Origin of the sequence: Pseudomonas sp. S9, assembly GCF_000222125.1 — a bacterium.
In the GTDB taxonomy this organism is placed as follows: domain Bacteria; phylum Pseudomonadota; class Gammaproteobacteria; order Pseudomonadales; family Pseudomonadaceae; genus Aquipseudomonas; species Aquipseudomonas segetis.
Genome location: NZ_AFFX01000010.1, coordinates 31,725 through 49,170 on the forward strand (window position 1 = coordinate 31,725; position 17,446 = coordinate 49,170).

Annotated in this window: 19 protein-coding genes; 13 read left to right on the forward strand and 6 right to left on the reverse strand. The window is 57.4% G+C overall.

Features of this window, described 5'->3' with window-relative positions; all coding sequences use genetic code 11:
* Positions 1 to 21: 21 nt before the first annotated feature.
* The gene (coaBC, locus tag PSES9_RS0117705; protein ID WP_010489192.1) at positions 22 to 1,230 is read right to left on the reverse strand and encodes a bifunctional phosphopantothenoylcysteine decarboxylase/phosphopantothenate--cysteine ligase CoaBC; all 1,209 of its coding nucleotides are present in this window, start codon (positions 1,228 to 1,230) and stop codon (positions 22 to 24) included.
* Between the two features lie 177 nt (positions 1,231 to 1,407).
* On the opposite strand from coaBC, the gene radC reads away from it, so the two are divergent.
* Positions 1,408 to 2,082, forward strand: a complete 675-nt coding sequence (radC, locus tag PSES9_RS0117710) for a RadC family protein (protein ID WP_010489193.1) — start codon at positions 1,408 to 1,410, stop codon at positions 2,080 to 2,082.
* A 43-nt stretch (positions 2,083 to 2,125) separates the two neighbouring features.
* Here the strand turns inward: radC and PSES9_RS0117715 are convergent, their stop codons facing one another.
* Positions 2,126 to 3,715, reverse strand: coding sequence for an ABC transporter substrate-binding protein (locus PSES9_RS0117715; protein WP_010489194.1), 1,590 nt, complete (start codon positions 3,713 to 3,715; stop codon positions 2,126 to 2,128).
* Between the two features lie 365 nt (positions 3,716 to 4,080).
* On the opposite strand from PSES9_RS0117715, the gene rpmB reads away from it, so the two are divergent.
* Positions 4,081 to 4,317 (forward strand): 50S ribosomal protein L28, encoded by a 237-nt coding sequence (gene rpmB / locus PSES9_RS0117720; RefSeq protein WP_010489195.1) that lies wholly within the window; start codon positions 4,081 to 4,083, stop codon positions 4,315 to 4,317.
* Positions 4,318 to 4,328: 11 nt separating this feature from the next.
* Positions 4,329 to 4,484, forward strand: coding sequence for a 50S ribosomal protein L33 (rpmG, locus tag PSES9_RS0117725; protein WP_002551515.1), 156 nt, complete (start codon positions 4,329 to 4,331; stop codon positions 4,482 to 4,484).
* A gap of 172 nt (positions 4,485 to 4,656) precedes the next feature.
* Here the strand turns inward: rpmG and PSES9_RS0117730 are convergent, their stop codons facing one another.
* Positions 4,657 to 5,022 (reverse strand): cupin domain-containing protein, encoded by a 366-nt coding sequence (locus PSES9_RS0117730; RefSeq protein ID WP_010489196.1) that lies wholly within the window; start codon positions 5,020 to 5,022, stop codon positions 4,657 to 4,659.
* Between the two features lie 228 nt (positions 5,023 to 5,250).
* Here PSES9_RS0117730 and PSES9_RS0117735 point away from each other — a divergent pair, with 228 nt between their 5' ends.
* Complete coding sequence (locus PSES9_RS0117735; RefSeq protein WP_010489197.1) at positions 5,251 to 6,744, forward strand: aldehyde dehydrogenase; 1,494 nt, start codon at positions 5,251 to 5,253, stop codon at positions 6,742 to 6,744.
* A 241-nt stretch (positions 6,745 to 6,985) separates the two neighbouring features.
* On the forward strand, positions 6,986 to 8,128 hold the full coding sequence (locus PSES9_RS0117740; protein ID WP_029529635.1) for an MFS transporter: 1,143 nt from the start codon (positions 6,986 to 6,988) through the stop codon (positions 8,126 to 8,128).
* Positions 8,129 to 8,140: 12 nt separating this feature from the next.
* On the opposite strand, the gene PSES9_RS0117745 is transcribed toward PSES9_RS0117740, so the two are convergent.
* Positions 8,141 to 9,562, reverse strand: coding sequence for an aminotransferase-like domain-containing protein (locus PSES9_RS0117745; RefSeq protein WP_010489199.1), 1,422 nt, complete (start codon positions 9,560 to 9,562; stop codon positions 8,141 to 8,143).
* A gap of 180 nt (positions 9,563 to 9,742) precedes the next feature.
* On the opposite strand from PSES9_RS0117745, the gene PSES9_RS0117750 reads away from it, so the two are divergent.
* On the forward strand, positions 9,743 to 9,982 hold the full coding sequence (locus tag PSES9_RS0117750) for a DUF1127 domain-containing protein (RefSeq protein WP_010489200.1): 240 nt from the start codon (positions 9,743 to 9,745) through the stop codon (positions 9,980 to 9,982).
* A gap of 23 nt (positions 9,983 to 10,005) precedes the next feature.
* Positions 10,006 to 10,620: a DJ-1/PfpI family protein gene (locus tag PSES9_RS0117755; RefSeq protein ID WP_010489201.1), complete on the forward strand. Its 615-nt coding sequence runs from the start codon at positions 10,006 to 10,008 to the stop codon at positions 10,618 to 10,620.
* A gap of 7 nt (positions 10,621 to 10,627) precedes the next feature.
* Here the strand turns inward: PSES9_RS0117755 and PSES9_RS0117760 are convergent, their stop codons facing one another.
* Entirely contained in the window at positions 10,628 to 11,941 is a 1,314-nt protein-coding gene (locus PSES9_RS0117760; RefSeq protein WP_010489202.1) for an NAD(P)/FAD-dependent oxidoreductase, read from the reverse strand.
* Between the two features lie 173 nt (positions 11,942 to 12,114).
* Between PSES9_RS0117760 and PSES9_RS0117765 the strand changes: the two genes are divergently transcribed.
* Positions 12,115 to 12,468, forward strand: a complete 354-nt coding sequence (locus PSES9_RS0117765) for a YkgJ family cysteine cluster protein (protein WP_010489203.1) — start codon at positions 12,115 to 12,117, stop codon at positions 12,466 to 12,468.
* Positions 12,469 to 12,470: 2 nt separating this feature from the next.
* Here the strand turns inward: PSES9_RS0117765 and dadR are convergent, their stop codons facing one another.
* Positions 12,471 to 12,959: a transcriptional regulator DadR gene (gene dadR / locus PSES9_RS0117770; RefSeq protein WP_010489204.1), complete on the reverse strand. Its 489-nt coding sequence runs from the start codon at positions 12,957 to 12,959 to the stop codon at positions 12,471 to 12,473.
* A 156-nt stretch (positions 12,960 to 13,115) separates the two neighbouring features.
* Between dadR and dadA the strand changes: the two genes are divergently transcribed.
* The 5 genes from dadA to PSES9_RS0117795 all read left to right on the forward strand — a co-directional run bounded on the left by dadA (position 13,116) and on the right by PSES9_RS0117795 (position 17,256).
* A complete protein-coding gene (gene dadA, locus PSES9_RS0117775; protein WP_010489205.1) occupies positions 13,116 to 14,414 on the forward strand; it encodes a D-amino acid dehydrogenase in 1,299 nt (432 codons plus the stop codon).
* Positions 14,389 to 14,742, forward strand: a complete 354-nt coding sequence (locus PSES9_RS0117780) for a RidA family protein (RefSeq protein ID WP_010489206.1) — start codon at positions 14,389 to 14,391, stop codon at positions 14,740 to 14,742. The genes dadA and PSES9_RS0117780 overlap by 26 nt, the downstream gene beginning before the upstream one ends.
* A 125-nt stretch (positions 14,743 to 14,867) precedes the next feature.
* Positions 14,868 to 15,941, forward strand: a complete 1,074-nt coding sequence (alr, locus tag PSES9_RS0117785) for an alanine racemase (protein WP_010489207.1) — start codon at positions 14,868 to 14,870, stop codon at positions 15,939 to 15,941.
* A 124-nt stretch (positions 15,942 to 16,065) separates the two neighbouring features.
* Entirely contained in the window at positions 16,066 to 16,614 is a 549-nt protein-coding gene (locus PSES9_RS0117790; protein ID WP_010489208.1) for a cupin domain-containing protein, read from the forward strand.
* A 216-nt stretch (positions 16,615 to 16,830) separates the two neighbouring features.
* Positions 16,831 to 17,256, forward strand: coding sequence for a c-type cytochrome (locus tag PSES9_RS0117795; protein ID WP_010489209.1), 426 nt, complete (start codon positions 16,831 to 16,833; stop codon positions 17,254 to 17,256).
* The last annotated feature ends 190 nt before the right edge of the window (positions 17,257 to 17,446 follow it).

Sequence of the window (17,446 nt, forward strand, 5' to 3'; positions counted from 1 at the left end):
TCTGGTATCCATCAATAAAGTTCAGGCGCGGTTCATGCGTTCAGCAATGAAGTCGACCAATTGGCGGGCAATCTTACCCTTGCTGGTCTGGGCGAAGCTGCTTTGCTGCAATTGGCGATCAATGATGGTGATTGCATTCTCTTCACTATTGAAACCGATGCTGGGGTTGGCCACATCGTTGGCAACAATAAGGTCGAGATTTTTATCCTTGAGCTTGCGCGAAGCGTATTCCAGCAGGTTTTCGGTTTCTGCGGCGAAGCCGACACTGAATGGCCGGTCTTCACGGGTGGCCAGCGTGGCCAGGATATCCGGGTTGCGCACCATTTGCAGGAGCATGCCTTCGCCGCTGGTTGGGTCTTTTTTGAGTTTGTGCTGTGCGACCACTTCCGGGCGGTAGTCAGCGACTGCGGCTGCGGCAATCAATAGGTCGCAGGGCATGGCTGCCTCACAGGCGGCGAGCATGTCACGGGCGCTGACCACATCAATGCGGGTAACCCGCTCTGGCGTCGGCAGGTGCACCGGGCCGCTGATCAGGGTGACTTTGGCTCCGGCCTCTGCGGCAGCTTCGGCCAGTGCAAACCCCATCTTTCCCGAGCTATGGTTGGTGATGTAGCGCACCGGGTCGATGTTTTCCTGGGTCGGGCCTGCGGTAATCAATACATGGACGCCGCTAAGGCTTTTGCGCTCAAAGCAGTCAGCCGCCAGTTGCGCGAGGTCGTCAGCTTCAAGCATGCGCCCCAGGCCAACGTCGCCACAGGCCTGGCTGCCGGAGGCAGGGCCGAATATATGCAGGCCGCGTTGGCTGAGAATCTGCGCATTGGCCTGGGTCGCCGGATCGCGCCACATGGCCTGGTTCATGGCCGGGGCCAGGGCGACAGGGGCGTCGGTGGCGAGTACAAGCGTTGTCAGCAGGTCGTTGGCAACGCCCTGGGAAAGGCGCGCCATCAGGTCGGCGGTGGCCGGGGCTATCAACACCAGGTCGGCCCAGCGCGCGAGCTCGATGTGCCCCATTGCAGCTTCGGCTGCCGGGTCGAGCAGTTCTTGGTGTACGGGATTGCCGGACAAAGCCTGCAGGGTCAGCGGGGTGATGAATTCACGGCCACCGTGGGTCATGACGACACGTACGTCGGCGCCTTGATCTTTCAGTCGGCGTACCAGTTCTGCGCTTTTATAGGCTGCAATACCGCCACCCACGCCGAGAATGATGCGTTTCCGATAAAGACGCTGCATAGGCCTGGCTTGCTCAAGGTGAATGTACGTCGCGGTAATGACGCCTCCCCAGGCCGATCACCGCGAAAAAAGGAAGGCTACGATAGCACAGAGGCTGCAAAGGAAAAGCGGGCTTGGCAGAGACTGGCCCTCTTGGCCCGGCTTGCGGGGGCTTGGCCCATGACATGGAGGTTTTTTATGAGCATTCGCGACTGGCCTGCGGCAGAACGTCCGCGGGAAAAGCTCTTGGCCCATGGCGCGGCGTCCTTGACCGATGCCGAGTTGCTGGCGATTTTTCTCAGAACAGGGGTTGCAGGGCGCAGCGCGGTGGATCTGGCGCGCCATTTATTGGCTCAGTTCGGTACTTTGCGCTGCTTGTTGCAGGCAGATCTTCCGACCTTTTGCCAGAGCCTGGGGCTGGGCCCGGCCAAATTCGCGCAATTGCAGGCTGTGCTGGAAATGGGGCGTCGGCATCTGGCTGAACAAATCCAGCGCAACGACGCATTGCAAAGCCCGCAAGCGGTGCGTGATTACCTAAAGGCAGTGTTGCGTCATGAGCCGCACGAGGTGTTTGGTTGCTTATTCCTGGATGCCAAGCACCGGGTCATTACTTATGAGTCGTTGTTTAGCGGGTCAATCGACAGTGCCAGCGTCTATCCACGGGAAGTGGTCAAGCGCGCTTTGGCACATAACGCTGCGGCGCTGATCCTGGCACACAACCACCCTTCTGGCGTCGCTGAGCCGAGCCAGGCTGATAAAGTACTGACCCAACGCTTGAAGGCAGCCCTGGAACTGGTCGAGGTGCGCGTGCTGGATCACTTTATCGTCGGCGAAGGCGAACCCTTGTCGATGGCGGAACACGGCTGGGTCTAGCCGTTCCACCGAGAGGCCGCGAGGTCTCCCGGTGGGTGGGCCTTTATTTGCCGAGACTGACTTTGGAGAAGTCTTGGCGGCCAAAGGGGCTGACGCTGTAGCCGCTGACCGTGCTGCGTGTCAGTGCGGTGGCGGTAGGGTGCGCCAGGGGGACCCACAACGCCTGCTGTTGAATGATGGCCTGGGCTTTTTTGTAGATATCGCTGCGGGCTGCTTGGTCGCTAACCATCTTGCCTTGGCTAATCAGTTTGTCCAGTTGCGGGTCGCAGTAGCGCGCAAAGTTCAGCCCGGACTCAACCGAGGCGCAGGAGAATTGCGGTGTCAGGAAGTTATCCGGGTCACCGTTATCGCCCGCCCAGCCCATAAACAGCAAATCATGCTCGCCCGCTTTGGCGCGGCGGATCAACTCGCCCCACTCAATCACTCTGATTTCGGCGGTGATGCCAATCCTGGCCAGGTCAGCCTGGAGCAACTGTGCGCCCAATTTTGGGTTTGGGTTAAGCAGGCTGCCACTTGGGCGAGTCCAGATCGTGGTTTTGAAACCCTCAGCAAGGCCTGCCTCCTTGAGTTTGGCTTTGGCTTGCTCCGGGTCGTAGGCATAACCAGGCAAGTCCTTGGCGTAGCTCCAGGTGTTGGGTGGATACACGCCGTTGGCGGCCTCTGCGCTGTCTTCAAATACTGCCTTGAGATAGGTCGCTTTATCGAATGCCAGGTTTATGGCCTGGCGTACTTGCGGCTTATCCAGCGGTGGGTGCTGGGTATTGATGCCGACAAAGGCGGTCATAAAGGCGTTGGTCTTCACCACTTTCAGTGCCGGGTCCTTGGCCGCGACGCTGATATCCACTGGTTTTGGCGACAGGGTGATCTGGCACTCGTTATTGCGCAGCTTTTGCAGGCGCACGTTGGCATCAGGGGTGATGGCGAAAACCATTTTGTCGACCGCTGGCTTGCCCGCGAAATAGTCCGGGTTGGCGTTATAGCGGATCACGGCATCTTGCTGAAAGCGTTTGAAGATAAAGGGGCCAGTGCCGATTGGCTGGCTATTGAGGCTGTTTTGCTTGCCTGCCTTGAGCAACTGGTCGGCATATTCAGCTGAATAAATAGATGCAAAGCCCATGCTTAATGTGGCGAGGAAAGTCGCATCCGGATGGGTCAGGGTGAAGCGCACGGTGCTGGCGTCGGGTGCTTCAATGCGCTTGATCAGGCTCGGCAGCTGCATGGATTGGGCGTGTGGATAACCGCTCTGGGCGAAGGCGTGCCAGGGATGCTTGGGGTCGAGCATGCGCTCGAAGCTGAACACCACATCATCGGCATTCATGGCCCGGCTCGGCTTGAAGTAGTCTGTGGTATGGAAGCTGACGTTGGGTCGCAGCTTGAATGTGTAGCTCAGGCCGTCGTCGCTGACCGTCCAGCTCTGCGCGAGGCTGGGGACGACTTTGCCGCTGCTGGCATCAAAGTCGACCAGGCGATTCATCAATACATCGGCTGAGGCATTGGTCGTGGTCAGCGAATTGTATTGCACGACGTCAAAACCATCGGGGCTGGCTTCGGTGCATACGCTCAGGGTCGAAGCCTGTGCCAGCATCGGGCTTAGCAGCGGTAATAGAAGAAGCGATAAGGTTTTACGGCGCATGGGCATATTCCTTGACGGTGACGTGCCGCGCATCCATCGGCGCGTAGCAATGACGTACCCTAGTTCATAATGGCGCACTAAGACAATCCAGTGGGGCGACGAGCGGTAATTAGTGATCAGGCCCCGCAGCGCTTGCCCGATGCGATAGAATGCGGGATCTGGCGTTGTAGTGGAAAGTGCGTTAATCCTTGTTGTGCGATGGCCTTTCTGGTATAAAGCAGCGCTCTTTTCTAGGGGCCCGGTTGTTGCGCTTTAAGGTGTGGCCGGTAAGACCCTCGAGAAACGCGGCGCTTCTGCGCCAATGACACTGAATTTAAGCGGCCAACCCATGCCGGGTTGGGCATGTGGTTTTAGAGGGCTGAGGCATGTCAAGAGTCTGTCAAGTTACCGGTAAGGGTCCGGTAACCGGGAACAACGTTTCCCACGCACACAACAAAACCCGTCGTCGTTTCCTCCCAAACCTGCAGCATCACCGCTTCTGGGTTGAGTCTGAGAATCGCTTCGTACGTCTGCGCGTATCTGCCAAAGGCATGCGTTGCATCGACAAGCGTGGTATTGATGTTGTGTTGTCCGAGCTTCGTGCTCGTGGCGAAAAGGTTTAAGGAGCTAAATCATGCGTGAATTGATCCGTTTGGTGTCGAGCGCCGGTACTGGCCACTTCTACACCACCGACAAGAACAAACGCACTACTCCGGACAAAATCGAAATTAAAAAATTCGATCCGGTTGTGCGCAAGCACGTGATCTACAAGGAAGGCAAGATCAAGTAATTGATCAAGCATTCTTGTTGCACAGGCTTTAAGAAAAAACCCGCCACCATGGCGGGCTTTTTTTTTCTCTGAGTTTCACCTCGGCAAATCATCAGGAGCCTGCCCGATAAGCGCCAGGCAATAAAAATCCCGTCATGCACGGGATTTTTGTGTTGGCTTCGTTGTGCTGGGCTCAGTCGCCGGCCTGTTCGAAGATCACGTAGACCTTGCGGCAGGGTTCAAGCACTTCCCAGGTGCCGGAAAAGCCCGCCGGGATCACAAAGCGGTCGCCCACACGCAACGTCTTGGCATTGCCGTCCTTGTCACGCAGGACTGAGACGCCCTGCAGGATTTCGCAGTATTCGTGTTCGCTGTAGTTCACCGTCCACTGGCCGACGGCACCCTCCCAAATACCCGTATTGAACTGGCCGCATGGGCTGGCGTAGTGATTGCGTACACTTTGTGCGGGGTCGCCCTTGAGAATTTTTTCGGCCGCTGGGCGGTAGCTTTCCAGGGGGCTGTTGATTTGGGCGAAGTCGACAATCTGCTCAATTTTCATCTGTGGCATCTCTGCGTATTGGCTTGTTGTGCGGGGTCAGGCATATGGCGCTGGCTGAGTCTATGTTTAATAAAATGAACATGACAAGGCCGTTTGCGGCTTATTTGTCAAATATATTGAAAATGTAGAGTCCTCTGGTTTAGTGTTGCGGGCAGGAATAGCCTTACAGAATTATTGACAGTGCGCACACCAGATGTGCGGCACTCTTTACCGATAGAGGAAGCTTGCATGACTAGCCTGACTCGCGCCGACTGGGAACAGCGCGCCAAGACGTTGAAGATTGAGACTCGTGCGTTTGTACATGGTGAGTACTGCTCGTCTGAGTCTGGTGAAACCTTTGAATGCATCAGCCCGGTTGATGGCCGCTTGCTGGGTAATGTCGCCAGCTGTGACTTGGCCGATGCCGAGCGCGCGGTGCGTGATGCGCGCGCCACCTTTAATTCCGGTGTGTGGTCGCGCATGGCGCCGGCCAAGCGCAAGAAGATCATGATTCGCTTTGCTGAATTGATCGAGGAACACGCCGAAGAGCTGGCGCTGCTGGAAACCCTGGACATGGGCAAGCCGATCAGCGACTCGCTGAATATCGACATGTCGGCTGCGGCCAATGCCATTCGCTGGAACGGCGAGGCTATCGACAAGGTTTACGATGAAGTCGCGGCGACAGCGCACGACGAGCTGGGCCTGGTCACGCGCGAGCCAATCGGCGTGGTGGCAGCTATTGTGCCTTGGAATTTCCCGTTGTTGATGAGCTGCTGGAAGCTTGGCCCGGCACTGGCGACTGGTAACTCAATCATCCTCAAGCCATCGGAAAAGTCACCTTTGACCGGTATTCGTGTTGCCAAGTTGGCTATCGAGGCCGGGATTCCTGCGGGCGTATTCAACGTGCTGCCAGGTTTTGGTCACACGGTGGGCAAGGCCTTGGCCTTGCACATGGATGTCGACACGCTGGTATTTACCGGTTCGACCAAAATCGCCAAGCAGTTGATGATCTACGCGGGCGAGTCGAATATGAAGCGTGTTTGGCTGGAGGCCGGTGGCAAGAGCCCGAATATCGTTTTTGCCGATGCGCCTGATTTGCAGGCCGCTGCCGAATCTGCCGCTGGCGCTATTGCCTTCAACCAGGGCGAAGTCTGCACTGCTGGTTCGCGCTTGTTGGTCGAGCGCTCGATCAAGGACAAGTTCTTGCCGCTGGTGGTTGAAGCTATCAAAGGCTGGAAGGCAGGCAATCCGCTTGACCCGGATACCAATGTCGGTGCGCTGGTCGATACCCAGCAGATGAATAACGTGTTGCGCTACATCGACGCTGGCCATAAGGACGGCGCCAAGCTGGTTGCGGGTGGCAAGCGGGTGATGGAAGAATCGGGCGGTACTTATGTCGAACCGACCATCTTCGACGGCGTAAGCAATGCAATGACCATCGCCCAGGAAGAAATTTTCGGCCCGGTGCTGTCGGTGATCGCCTTTGATGATGCCGAGGAAGCGATTGCGATCGCCAACGACACCATCTACGGTTTGGCCGCAGCCGTGTGGACCAGTAATCTGTCGAAGGCGCACATGACTGCCAAGGCCCTGCGCGCTGGCAGCGTCTGGGTCAACCAGTACGATGGCGGTGACATGACTGCGCCATTCGGTGGCTTCAAGCAATCGGGTAACGGTCGCGACAAGTCACTGCACGCGTTTGACAAGTACACTGAACTGAAAGCAACTTGGATTAAATTATAAGTTGCAGGCAAGGCGTTCGCGCTTTGCCTGAAGGACCTCTGGAAAAGGTAGCGAGCGACGGGCTGGTCCCAAGGGCGAGCGCAGTGGTTTTCCAGGGGTTTGCTAAGGTCCGTCTCTAGTCAAGAGGCCGGCTCGGATGAGCCAAGCCTGCGGCCGGGTTTTCCGGGGAGTCATTTCCCCAGAGAGCCTGGCCGTTTTGCTTTTCGCGGTGCAGGGCAATAACTACAAAAGGAGCCTGGTAATGCGTTGGGGTACTTATTTCGCCGTGTCCATGGCAGTGATCAGCATCGGCCTGGCACTGGGTGTGACCATGCCGCTGGTGTCGCTGCGCCTTGAGAGTTGGGGCTATGGAGGGTTCGCCTTCGGCGTCATGGCCGCCACCCCGGCTGTTGGGGTATTTCTCGGTGCCTCGCTGGCCGGGCGCCTGGCGGGGCGGTTGGGGACCACGACGTTAATGCAGACCTGCCTGCTGGTTGGTGCGCTGTCGGTGGCGATGCTGGCTTTGGTACAAAACTATACGGTATGGCTATTGCTGCGCTTGCTGCTGGGCGTTGCCCTGACCATGGTGTTTATTCTGGGCGAGAGCTGGATTAACCAGTTGGCGGTGGAAAAGTGGCGTGGTCGCCTGGTGGCGCTCTATGGCACCGGTTATGCCCTGAGCCAGCTGTCAGGGCCGTTGCTCTTGAATGCCCTTGGCACTGAAAGCGATCGCGCTTTCTGGACCGGCACCGGCCTGCTGATTGGGGGCTCGCTGATCTTGCTGGGTCGCACCGGCGCGCCCAAGGTTGATGGCCACAGTGCTTCGTCAAAAGGGCTGTTGGGGTTTTGTAGCAAGATGCCAGCGATTGCCTGGGCGGTAGCCTTGTTCGCCGCCTTCGAGTCAATGATGCTGACGCTCTCGCCGATCTATGGATTGCGCCAGGGTTTCAGTCAGTACGTTGCGCTCTTTATGGTCGGCGTTGTTGTGGTTGGCGATGCTTTCTTGCAAATCCCCATTGGCTGGCTGGCAGACCTGATTTCGCGGCGTAATTTGTTCCGTGGCTGCGGTGTGGTGCTGCTGTGTTCAAGCCTGAGTATTCCGCTGGCATTGCATTCACCCTTGATCTGGCCGGTGCTGGTGCTGTTCGGCGCCAGTGCGGGTGGTTTGTTTACCCTGTCACTGATTCAGATTGGCGAGCGTTTTCGCGACGATGCGCTGGTGCGCGCCAATGCCCATGTTTCTCAGTTGTGGGGGATTGGCTGCCTGCTTGGGCCGTTGCTTACCGGTGCGGCCAGCCAGTGGGTCAGCGGCCATGCCTTGCCGCTGTTGATGGCGCTGGGGGCAGCGGGTTTTTTGGTGCTGGCATGGCGCCCAGAGCCGCAGCAAGTGGTCGTTACCTCCTGAGGCGCGGGTGGCTCAATCGGGCGAGGCGAGTAGTTGCGCAACTGTCTCGCCAACCTTGCGCACGGCATCCTCGATCTCTGCAGTAGCCTTGGTGGCGTAGTTCAGGCGCAGGCAATTACGGTACTTGCCGGTTGCCGAGAAAATACTACCTGGCGCGATCTGGATGGCGTGCGGTAGCAGGGCGCGATTCAGGCGCTGGCTGTCGAACTGTCGATCCAGTTCGATCCACAGCATAAAGCCCCCGTCTGGCTGGCTGACGCGCGTACCCGGTGGAAAGTAGCGGCTCACCCAATTGGTCATCAGGTCGCGATTTCGGGCGTACTGGCTGCGCATGCGCCGCAGGTGTGGCTCGTAATGGCCGGCAGCGATGTATTCCGCCAGGGCCAGCTGCGGCAACTGCGCGGCCATGCCGGTGCCTATGTATTTCAAATGCAGGATTTTCTGCAGGTAGCGACCCGGTGCGATCCAGCCGATGCGCAGGCCGGGCGCCAGGGTTTTCGAGAATGAACTGCACAGCAGTACCCGGCCGTCTTCGTCATAGGATTTGATCGTACGTGGGCGTGGGTAGCTGTAAGCCAGTTCGCCATAGACATCATCTTCGATAATCGCCACGTCATAACGCTGGGCCAGTTCGAGCAGGGCGCGCTTGTTGGCGTCCGGCATGATGTAGCCCAGTGGGTTGTTGCACGTCGGCGTCAGCTGGATGGCTTTGATCGGCCATTGCTCAAGTGCCAGTTCAAGCGCTTCAAGGCTGATACCGGTCAAGGGGTCGGTGGGCAGTTCCAGCGCCTTCATGCCAAAGCCCTTCAGTGCCTGCATAACACCGTGAAAGCTTGGCGAATCGACTGCAATCACATCGCCCGGTTTGCAGGTTGCGCCGATTGCCGCTGATAGCGCTTCATGGCAGCCGGTGGTGGTGACTATATCCTCGGCCGGAATCTGGCAGCCGGAGTCGAGCATCAGGCGGGAAATCTGCTCGCGCAAGGCGGGATCGCCATTGATGCAACCGTAACTGAGTTCGATCACGCTTTGCCGCCGGCTGAGACGCGATATGGAGCGCAGCAGGGGTTTGAGGGTGGGGCTGCTGATATCCGGCATGCCGCGTCCCAGTTGCAAGACAGGACTGCCGGGCGGGATGCTGATCAGTTCAAGTACGTTGTCCCACTGCGAGACATCCAGCGGCCGCTGGGCCGCGCGGTTGACCATCGGCAGCTCGGGTTTCTGGCGACTCGGTGGTACGAAGTAACCGGACTTCGGGCGCGGAGTCGCCATGCCTTGGTCTTCAAGGTGGCGATAGGCTTGCTGCACCGTGCTCAGGCTGACACCGTGTTCGACGCTCAATGCGCGCACCGAAGGCAGGCGATCCCCAGGGCGATACAGGCCCTGTTCGATGCGGGAGCTGATCATGTTGGCGAGGTCGATATAGAGCGTCATGGGGCATCTCGCAGGCTAGGTGACTGAGTGCAGACCAGTACAGTTTCGCCTGGATTTTACAATTCAGTCAGCATTTAGCCATATCTGTATGGTTTTAATATGTGTTTTTTGAATCTGTCATGATTTTGCTGCAAGCGCCATTCTTTACTCTCGAAATGACTGAATTCCAGGAGCAAGGAGATGAATGGTTTAAGCGATGTCCGTTTGACGCTCGGTCAGCAAGAGTTGCAGCAAGATGCCACGCCGCGCATGTCTACACCTGCAGACTATGGTCCGCCGGTATCACGTTGGACCCGCCTGCTGCGTCGCATCAGTACGCGTCGGGCATTGTTGACGCTCAATGACCAGCAATTGGCGGATATCGGGCTGACGCGCGCGCAGGCAAATCGCGAAGCCAATCTACCGTTTTGGAAGCTTTGAGTCGGCGGCTTGGAGATAGCTGAATGAACATCGCAATTTTGACATTTGAAGGATTCAACGAACTCGATTCATTCATTGCCGCCGGCATATTGAATCGGATGAAAGGCCAAGGCTGGAATGTGCAGATTAGCTGTCCTGATGACCATGTCACCTCGATGAATGGGGTCAGGATTGCAGCGCAGCAGCCCCTGGAGTTTGCCAATAGCGCCGATGTGGTGTTGGTCGGGAGCGGTATCTACACCCGCGAGATTGCCAAGGACCGGGCAATACTGGATCGCTTGAAGCTGGACCCAGCCAGGCAATTGGTCTGCGCACAATGCTCGGGCACCTTGTTGCTTTCGGTATTGGGCGTCTTGAATGGGCTCCCGGCCTGCACCGACCTGACCACCAAGCCCTGGGTTGTCGAGTCGGGTGTCGAGGTATTGAATCAGCCATTTTTCGCCGAGGGCAATATCGCCACGGCTGGTGGCTGCATGGCTTCGCAATACTTGGCGACGTGGATCATCGCCAAGCTGGCTGGCGCCGAGGCTGCTGCATCGGCGATTCACTATGTGGCACCGGTGGGCGAGAAAGATGTCGCCGTTGCGCATAGCCTGTCGGTGGTCCAGCCTTACATTGCGCAGCCTGCACTTGCCTAGCCCAGGCCTACAGCACTTCTTTCATCCGGTGCCAGAGCATGCCCAGCGCGAGCAAGGGCGAACGCAGGTATTTTCCGCCCGGGAAGGTCATGTGCGGCACCTTGTCGAACAGGTCGAAGCCGGTGCTGGCCTGATTGGCGATGGCTTCACCCAGTAGCTTGCCCGCCAGGTGTGTGGCGTTGACGCCGTGGCCGGAATAAGCCTGGGCGTAAAACACATTGTGCTGACCCTTGAGGCGCCCGATCTGCGGCAGGCGGTTGGCGCCGATACCGATCATGCCGCCCCATTGGAAGTCGATCCTGGTGTTTTTCAGCTCTGGGAAGACTTCCAGCATTTTGGGCCGCATATAGCCGCTGATGTCTTCAGGGTCACGACCTGAATAGTGGCAGGCGCCACCAAACAATAAGCGGTTGTCTGCTGACAGGCGGTAATAATCCAGGGCGACACGTTGATCACAGAGCGCCATGTTTTTTGGAATGATCGCCTGCGCTTGTTCGACGCTCAAGGGTTCGGTGGCGATGATATAGCTGCCCGCCGGCAGCACCTTGCCACCAAGGTTGCTGTTGAGATCGCCAAGGTAGGCGTTGCAGGCCAGGACCAGGTTGTTGGCCCGTACGACGCCATTAGCGGTATGGACCTTGACCTCGGCACCATACTCAATGCGGGTGACGGTGGAGTCTTCAAAGAGCTGTACACCCAATGCTTGCGCCGCAGCGGCTTCGCCCAATGCCAGGTTGAGTGGGTGCGGGTGCCCTGAGCCCATGTCGATCAAGCCACCGACGTAGCGGTCTGAGCCAACCACTTCGTGCATTTGGTTTGGTTGCAGCAGGCGCAATTCGTGCTGGTAGCCAAGGCTTTTCAACTCGGCGGCATCTTCGGCGAAGCCTTCGAGGTCGCGCGGCTTGTTGGCCAGGTCGCAATAGCCCCATGTCAGGTCGCAGTCGATGCTGAATTGCTCGACGCGCTTGCGCACGATATCAACGGCTTCGAGGCCCATCAGCTTGAGTTCGCGCACGCCTTGGGCGCCAATTACCGACTCAAACTGCTCGACGCCATGACCAACGCCGCGAATCAGTTGGCCGCCATTACGGCCGCTGGCGCCCCAGCCTATCTTGCGGGCTTCGAGCAGTACTACCGAAAGGCCTTTCTGGGCCAGTTCAATCGCCGTGTTGAGCCCCGAGAAACCCCCACCGACAATGCACACATCAGCGCGTAGCTCACCTCCCAAGGGTTGCAGCGCAATAGTGCGATTCGCGCTGGCGGCGTAATAGGAAGCAGCATGCTGATTGTTGTGAACCGGTTGGTGAACGCGGGCGTTCATGTGCGAAATCCTGTTTATTATGTTTGGAAAATTTTACGAAGCATAAGCGCGGACTTCCTTGATCGCCAAGTGCCAGCGGCAAATAAACCGATAATCCGACGATTTTGTTTGCCAGTTGGCAGTGATCCGGTCCTAACCGGTTACCATGGGTTCCCTAGCCAAGAGGTGCTTCGATGAGCTGTACCAGCCGTAAGATTGATCACCTGCGCCTGCATATTCCGCGCTTTGACTGCATACCTGGCTGTCACGATTGCTGCGGGCCGGTCACTGCCTCGTCAGAAGAAATGTCGCGGCTGCCGCACAAGAGCGATGCCGAGCACGCGTCGGCGCTGGATGAGCTGAACTGCGTGCACCTGGGACCACAAGGCTGTGAGGTGTACGACCAGCGCCCGCTGATTTGTCGTCTGTTTGGCACCACGCCGCGCCTGCCATGCCCCCATGGGCGTGGTCCGGATGAACCTGTTGATCCGCAGGTCGAGCAGCAGGTGCACAGGTTGATTGCAACCACTCGTCAGGTGCTGGTCTAGGCTTATTCCGGCACGGGCAGGGTGAGGCTTTCCTTAACCTCTTCCATGACGATGTAGCTCTTGGATTCGCGTACGTGCGGCAGCTTGAGCAGGATGTCGCCGAGCAACTTGCGGTACGACGCCATCTCGTTGATCCGGGCCTTGACCAGATAATCGAAATCGCCCGATACCAGATGACACTCCAGTACATGTGGCAGTTTGAGTACTGCGCGGCGGAACTCTTCGAAGGTGTCGCCCGATTTGTAATCCAGGCTGATCTCGACAAAAACCAGCAGGCTGGCCTTGAGGTTCTGCGGATTGAGGCGGGCGTGGTAACCCATGATGATGCCTTCGCGCTCAAGCCTGCGTACCCGTTCGGTGCAGGGCGTGGTCGACAAACCCACGCGTTCGCCGAGTTCGGTAAAGGATATGCGGCCATCTTCCTGCAGGATACGCAGGATGTTGCGGTCAATCTTGTCCAGATCGCGGCGGGACTGATGCTGGGTGCGCATAAGAAATACTCCTCCGTCCAAGCGGGTTTTTCCGAGAGTTATTACTAAATATAGGCTGATGTTTATTTAATTGCACTGCTCGATGATTCATATACTAGCCGCATCTACTCTCATGACAAAAAACGCCAGTGCATAGTCTCGGCGAGGAGAAAAATGATGCGGGTTCTGGTTCTCGGTAGTGGTGTGATTGGCACCGTCAGCGCTTACTATTTGGCTCGTCAGGGTTTTGAGGTGGTCGTGGTCGACCGTCAGGACGGCCCTGCGCTGGAAACCAGCTTCGCCAATGCCGGCCAGGTTTCACCTGGTTATGCATCTCCTTGGGCTGCACCGGGCGTTCCGCTCAAGGCAATCAAGTGGCTGCTGCAAAAACATGCACCGCTGGCAATCAAGGCCACTGGCGATGTTGACCAGTACCTTTGGATGGCGCAAATGCTGCGCAACGGCACGGCCAGCCGTTATGCGGTAAACAAAGAGCGCATGGTGCGCCTGTGTGAATATAGCCGTGACTGCCTTGACGAGTTGCGCGCCGAAACCGGTATCGCGTACGAAGGCCGCAGCCTTGGCACCACCCAGTTGTTCCGTACCCAGGCGCAGGTTGATAACGCCGCTAAAGACATTGCTGTACTCAAGCAGTCGGGCGTACCGTTCGAGCTGCTCGATCGCGAGGGCATTGCTCGCGTTGAACCCGCTCTGGCAAGTGTTACCGATAAACTGGCCGGTGCCCTGCGTTTGCCGAATGACCCGACTGGCGACTGCAAGATGTTCACCACCAAGCTGGCCGAGATGGCTCGCAAGCTGGGTGTCGAGTTCCGCTTCGGCCAGAACATCGAACGTATTGAAGCGCTGGGTGACCGGGTCAACGGTGTATGGATCGATGGCAAGCTGGAAACCGCAGATCGCTATGTCCTGGCGCTAGGCAGCTTCAGCCCGCAACTGCTCAAGCCGCTGGGTATCCGTGCTCCGGTTTATCCACTCAAGGGCTACTCGCTAACCGTGCCTATTGTGAATCCGGATATGGCGCCGATGTCGACCATTCTTGATGAAACCTACAAAGTGGCGATTAACCGCTTTGATAAGCGCATCCGGGTTGGCGGCATGGCTGAAATCGCCGGTTTTGACATGAGCTTGAATCCACGTCGCCGCGAAACCCTGGAAATGCTGGTCGGGGATCTTTATCCACAGGGCGGCGATCTGACCCAGGCTGAATTCTGGACCGGCCTGCGTCCGGCAACCCCAGACGGTACGCCGATTGTAGGCGGCACTCGCTACCGCAATCTGTTCTTGAATACCGGTCACGGCACCCTGGGTTGGACCATGGCTTGTGGTTCCGGGCGCTTCCTGGCGGACACCATGGCGTCCCAGCGTCCGCAGATCAGCGCCGAAGGCCTGGATTTTTCTCTTTATAGCCGTACTAAGGAAGCAGAAAAACATGGCTCTACACCGCCTGCGCACTGAAACCCGTTACAGCGAAATAGTTATCCACAACGGCACTGTCTACTTGGCTGGCCAGTTGGCGGATGACTACAACGCCGACGCCAGCGAACAAACCCGGCAAACCCTGGCCAATATCGATTTGATGTTGAGCGAAGCGGGCACCGACAAAAGCCGAATTTTGTCGGTGACTATTTATCTGAAGGACATGGCGCGTGACTATGCCAGTCTCAATCAGGTTTGGGATGCCTGGGTTGCACCCGGCACGGCGCCGGCCCGCGCTGCAGTCGAGGCCAAGATGTATCGCCCGGATGTACTGGTGGAGATGAGCGTCATTGCCGCTCTGCCGTAAAGCCCCGAATGTTTTCAGAGGCTCCTGGGCCTGTGAAGTGGTTTCAACTGTTACGTGTCACCATCTAGCCCAGTCCCGCTGGGCTTTTTTTAATCAAGCCAGCCATCTGCCAAGAAGCTCAATTTATGCGACCAGCCCGTGCCCTGATTGATCTCAATGCCTTGCGCCACAACTACCGTTTGGCCCGTGAAATCTCGGCCGCCAAAGCCCTTGCCGTGATCAAGGCCGATGCCTATGGGCATGGCGCTGTTCGTTGTGCCCAGGCGCTTGCTGATGAGGTTGATGGTTTTGCGGTGGCCTGTATCGAAGAGGCGCTGCAACTGCGCGAAGCGGGTATAGCTCAGCCAATCCTGCTGCTTGAAGGTTTTTTTGAGCCTCAAGAGTTGGTGCTGATCGAGCAGCACAGGCTTTGGTGTGTGGTGCATTCGATGTGGCAACTTGAAGCGCTTGAACAGGCGAACCTCAGCCAGCCGCTGACCATTTGGTTGAAGCTTGATTCCGGTATGCATCGCGTCGGCCTGCATCCAGACGACTTCGCTGCGGCTTACCAGCGTCTGATGAAATGTGCGCAGGTGGAAAAAATCGTGCTGATGAGCCACTTTGCCCGCGCCGATGAACTTGACTGCTCGTGCAGTGCTGAGCAAGTCGCGGTTTTTGAACAGGCCCGCGAAGGTCTCGATGCCGAGGTTAGCTTGCGCAATTCGCCAGCGCTGCTGGGATGGCCCGATGTGCCCAGTGACTGGGTGCGCCCGGGCATCATGCTCTATGGCGCAACCCCGTTTGAGCAGGCCCAGGTTGTGGCCGTGCGGTTGCAGCCGGTAATGACCCTGGAGTCGAAAATCATCAGCGTGCGTGAACTGCCGGCAGGGCAACCGGTGGGTTATGGCGCGCGCTTTGTCACTGAGCGACCAACCCGCGTGGGTGTAGTTGCCATGGGCTATGCCGATGGTTATCCACGTCATGCGCCGACAGGCACGCCGGTGATGATTGACGGTAAGCCAAGCCGGCTGATTGGCCGGGTGTCGATGGACATGCTGACGGTCGATTTGACTGATTTGCCGGATTCCGGGCTAGGCAGCCGAGTCGAATTATGGGGCAAGCAGGTGCTGGCAAGCGATGTCGCCGCCCATGCCGGGACAATTCCCTACCAGTTGTTTTGCAACCTGCGCCGCGTGCCATTGCTCTATTTAGGGGGTTAATAACTGAAAGTGCGGTTCTAACTATTCGGATGGGCAATATTTAGGCACAAACTGTTGTAAATACTGAACGCTATTGCCATGATACGGCTAATTTTTTCGTATCTTCCCGAGGGGGACGCAAGCATTGGACGCCGGTGTACGACTGCAATCCATCCGTAAGTTAAAAGGCCTTTCCCAGCGTGAACTCGCCAAGCGTGCGGGTGTCACCAACAGCACTATTTCGATGATCGAAAAGAACAGTGTAAGCCCCTCGATCAGTTCGTTGAAAAAGGTGTTGGCGGGTATCCCTATGTCGCTGGTGGAGTTTTTCTCCCTCGACGTGGAACAGGACAGCAATACTCAAGTCGTCTACAAGGCGAATGAGCTGATTGATATCTCCGATGGCGCCGTGACCATGAAACTGGTCGGCAAGGCTCATCCCAGCCGTGCTATCGCCTTCCTCTCAGAAACCTACCCACCTGGCGCCGATACCGGCAACGAGATGCTCAATCACGAAGGCGAAGAAGCCGGGATGCTGATTGAGGGCCGGCTTGAACTGGTGGTTGGTAGTGAAAGCTATATCCTCGAAAAGGGGGATAGCTACTACTTTGAGAGCAGTAAACCGCACCGTTTTCGTAACCCCTACGATGAACCCGCCAAGCTGATCAGCGCGACAACACCGGCGAATTTCTGACGGATTCGTCAACAACGCTGTGCCGGGGGGGCGCGTTATTGCTGTGGAAACTCCCGAAAATACAGCCTGTACCGAGTCGGCGGGCCGGTTGAGCGACAAGACTGGCCGCAACTGCGGCATTTGGTGTGTTCCAGCTTGCAGGGCTTCTCGTTATACTTAGATCCCGCTCGCGAAACCGTGGCCGCGGGCGAACCAAGCCACGATGAGGGTGTAAGCGTGAATATGATTAAAAAAATGTTGGTTGCTCCTGCAGCCGTGCTGGCTATCTGGGCTGCTTCTGCCCAAGCAGCGACTGACGATGCAATTGCTGCTCGTTTGAAGCCAGTGGGTGAAGTCTGTGTTCAGGGCGAAGAGTGCAAGGGCGTTGAAATTGCTTCCGCTGCTGCAGGCGGTGGCGGTGCCAAGTCTCCAGATGACATCATCGCGGGCCATTGCGGTGCTTGCCACTCGACAGGCGTATTGGGTGCACCAAAAATCGGTGACACTGCTGCCTGGAAAAAACGTGCTGACGAGCAGGGCGGTATAGACGGCCTGCTGGCTAAAGCCCTCAACGGTATCAATGGCATGCCGCCTAAGGGCACTTGTGGCGATTTCTCCGAGGAAGAGCTCAAAGCGACCATCGAGAAAATGTCCGGCCTGTAAGCCGACAGTTTCCTTGGCGCCGCAACAGAGCGGCGGGTCATCGGAAACACCCTGCGCGGGTTCGCTCGCGCAGGGTGTTTTCGTTTCCGGGGTCTAGAAACCCGCCGTGCGGCGTGAAGCGTGATGCCTGGCCCGCAGAGGCAGTTTGTCGTCATTGCGAGCAATGGGCTGACATAGATTTTTGCTTCGG

Bases quoted from the DNA above. Each gene is read 5' to 3' on its own strand.
- coaBC (WP_010489192.1), bottom strand. From the start codon at position 1,230: ATGCAGCGTCTTTATCGGAAACGCATCATTCTCGGCGTGGGTGGCGGT.
- radC (WP_010489193.1), top strand. From the start codon at position 1,408: ATGAGCATTCGCGACTGGCCTGCGGCAGAACGTCCGCGGGAAAAGCTC.
- PSES9_RS0117715 (WP_010489194.1), bottom strand. From the start codon at position 3,715: ATGCGCCGTAAAACCTTATCGCTTCTTCTATTACCGCTGCTAAGCCCG.
- rpmB (WP_010489195.1), top strand. From the start codon at position 4,081: ATGTCAAGAGTCTGTCAAGTTACCGGTAAGGGTCCGGTAACCGGGAAC.
- rpmG (WP_002551515.1), top strand. From the start codon at position 4,329: ATGCGTGAATTGATCCGTTTGGTGTCGAGCGCCGGTACTGGCCACTTC.
- PSES9_RS0117730 (WP_010489196.1), bottom strand. From the start codon at position 5,022: ATGAAAATTGAGCAGATTGTCGACTTCGCCCAAATCAACAGCCCCCTG.
- PSES9_RS0117735 (WP_010489197.1), top strand. From the start codon at position 5,251: ATGACTAGCCTGACTCGCGCCGACTGGGAACAGCGCGCCAAGACGTTG.
- PSES9_RS0117740 (WP_029529635.1), top strand. From the start codon at position 6,986: ATGCGTTGGGGTACTTATTTCGCCGTGTCCATGGCAGTGATCAGCATC.
- PSES9_RS0117745 (WP_010489199.1), bottom strand. From the start codon at position 9,562: ATGACGCTCTATATCGACCTCGCCAACATGATCAGCTCCCGCATCGAA.
- PSES9_RS0117750 (WP_010489200.1), top strand. From the start codon at position 9,743: ATGAATGGTTTAAGCGATGTCCGTTTGACGCTCGGTCAGCAAGAGTTG.
- PSES9_RS0117755 (WP_010489201.1), top strand. From the start codon at position 10,006: ATGAACATCGCAATTTTGACATTTGAAGGATTCAACGAACTCGATTCA.
- PSES9_RS0117760 (WP_010489202.1), bottom strand. From the start codon at position 11,941: ATGAACGCCCGCGTTCACCAACCGGTTCACAACAATCAGCATGCTGCT.
- PSES9_RS0117765 (WP_010489203.1), top strand. From the start codon at position 12,115: ATGAGCTGTACCAGCCGTAAGATTGATCACCTGCGCCTGCATATTCCG.
- dadR (WP_010489204.1), bottom strand. From the start codon at position 12,959: ATGCGCACCCAGCATCAGTCCCGCCGCGATCTGGACAAGATTGACCGC.
- dadA (WP_010489205.1), top strand. From the start codon at position 13,116: ATGCGGGTTCTGGTTCTCGGTAGTGGTGTGATTGGCACCGTCAGCGCT.
- PSES9_RS0117780 (WP_010489206.1), top strand. From the start codon at position 14,389: ATGGCTCTACACCGCCTGCGCACTGAAACCCGTTACAGCGAAATAGTT.
- alr (WP_010489207.1), top strand. From the start codon at position 14,868: ATGCGACCAGCCCGTGCCCTGATTGATCTCAATGCCTTGCGCCACAAC.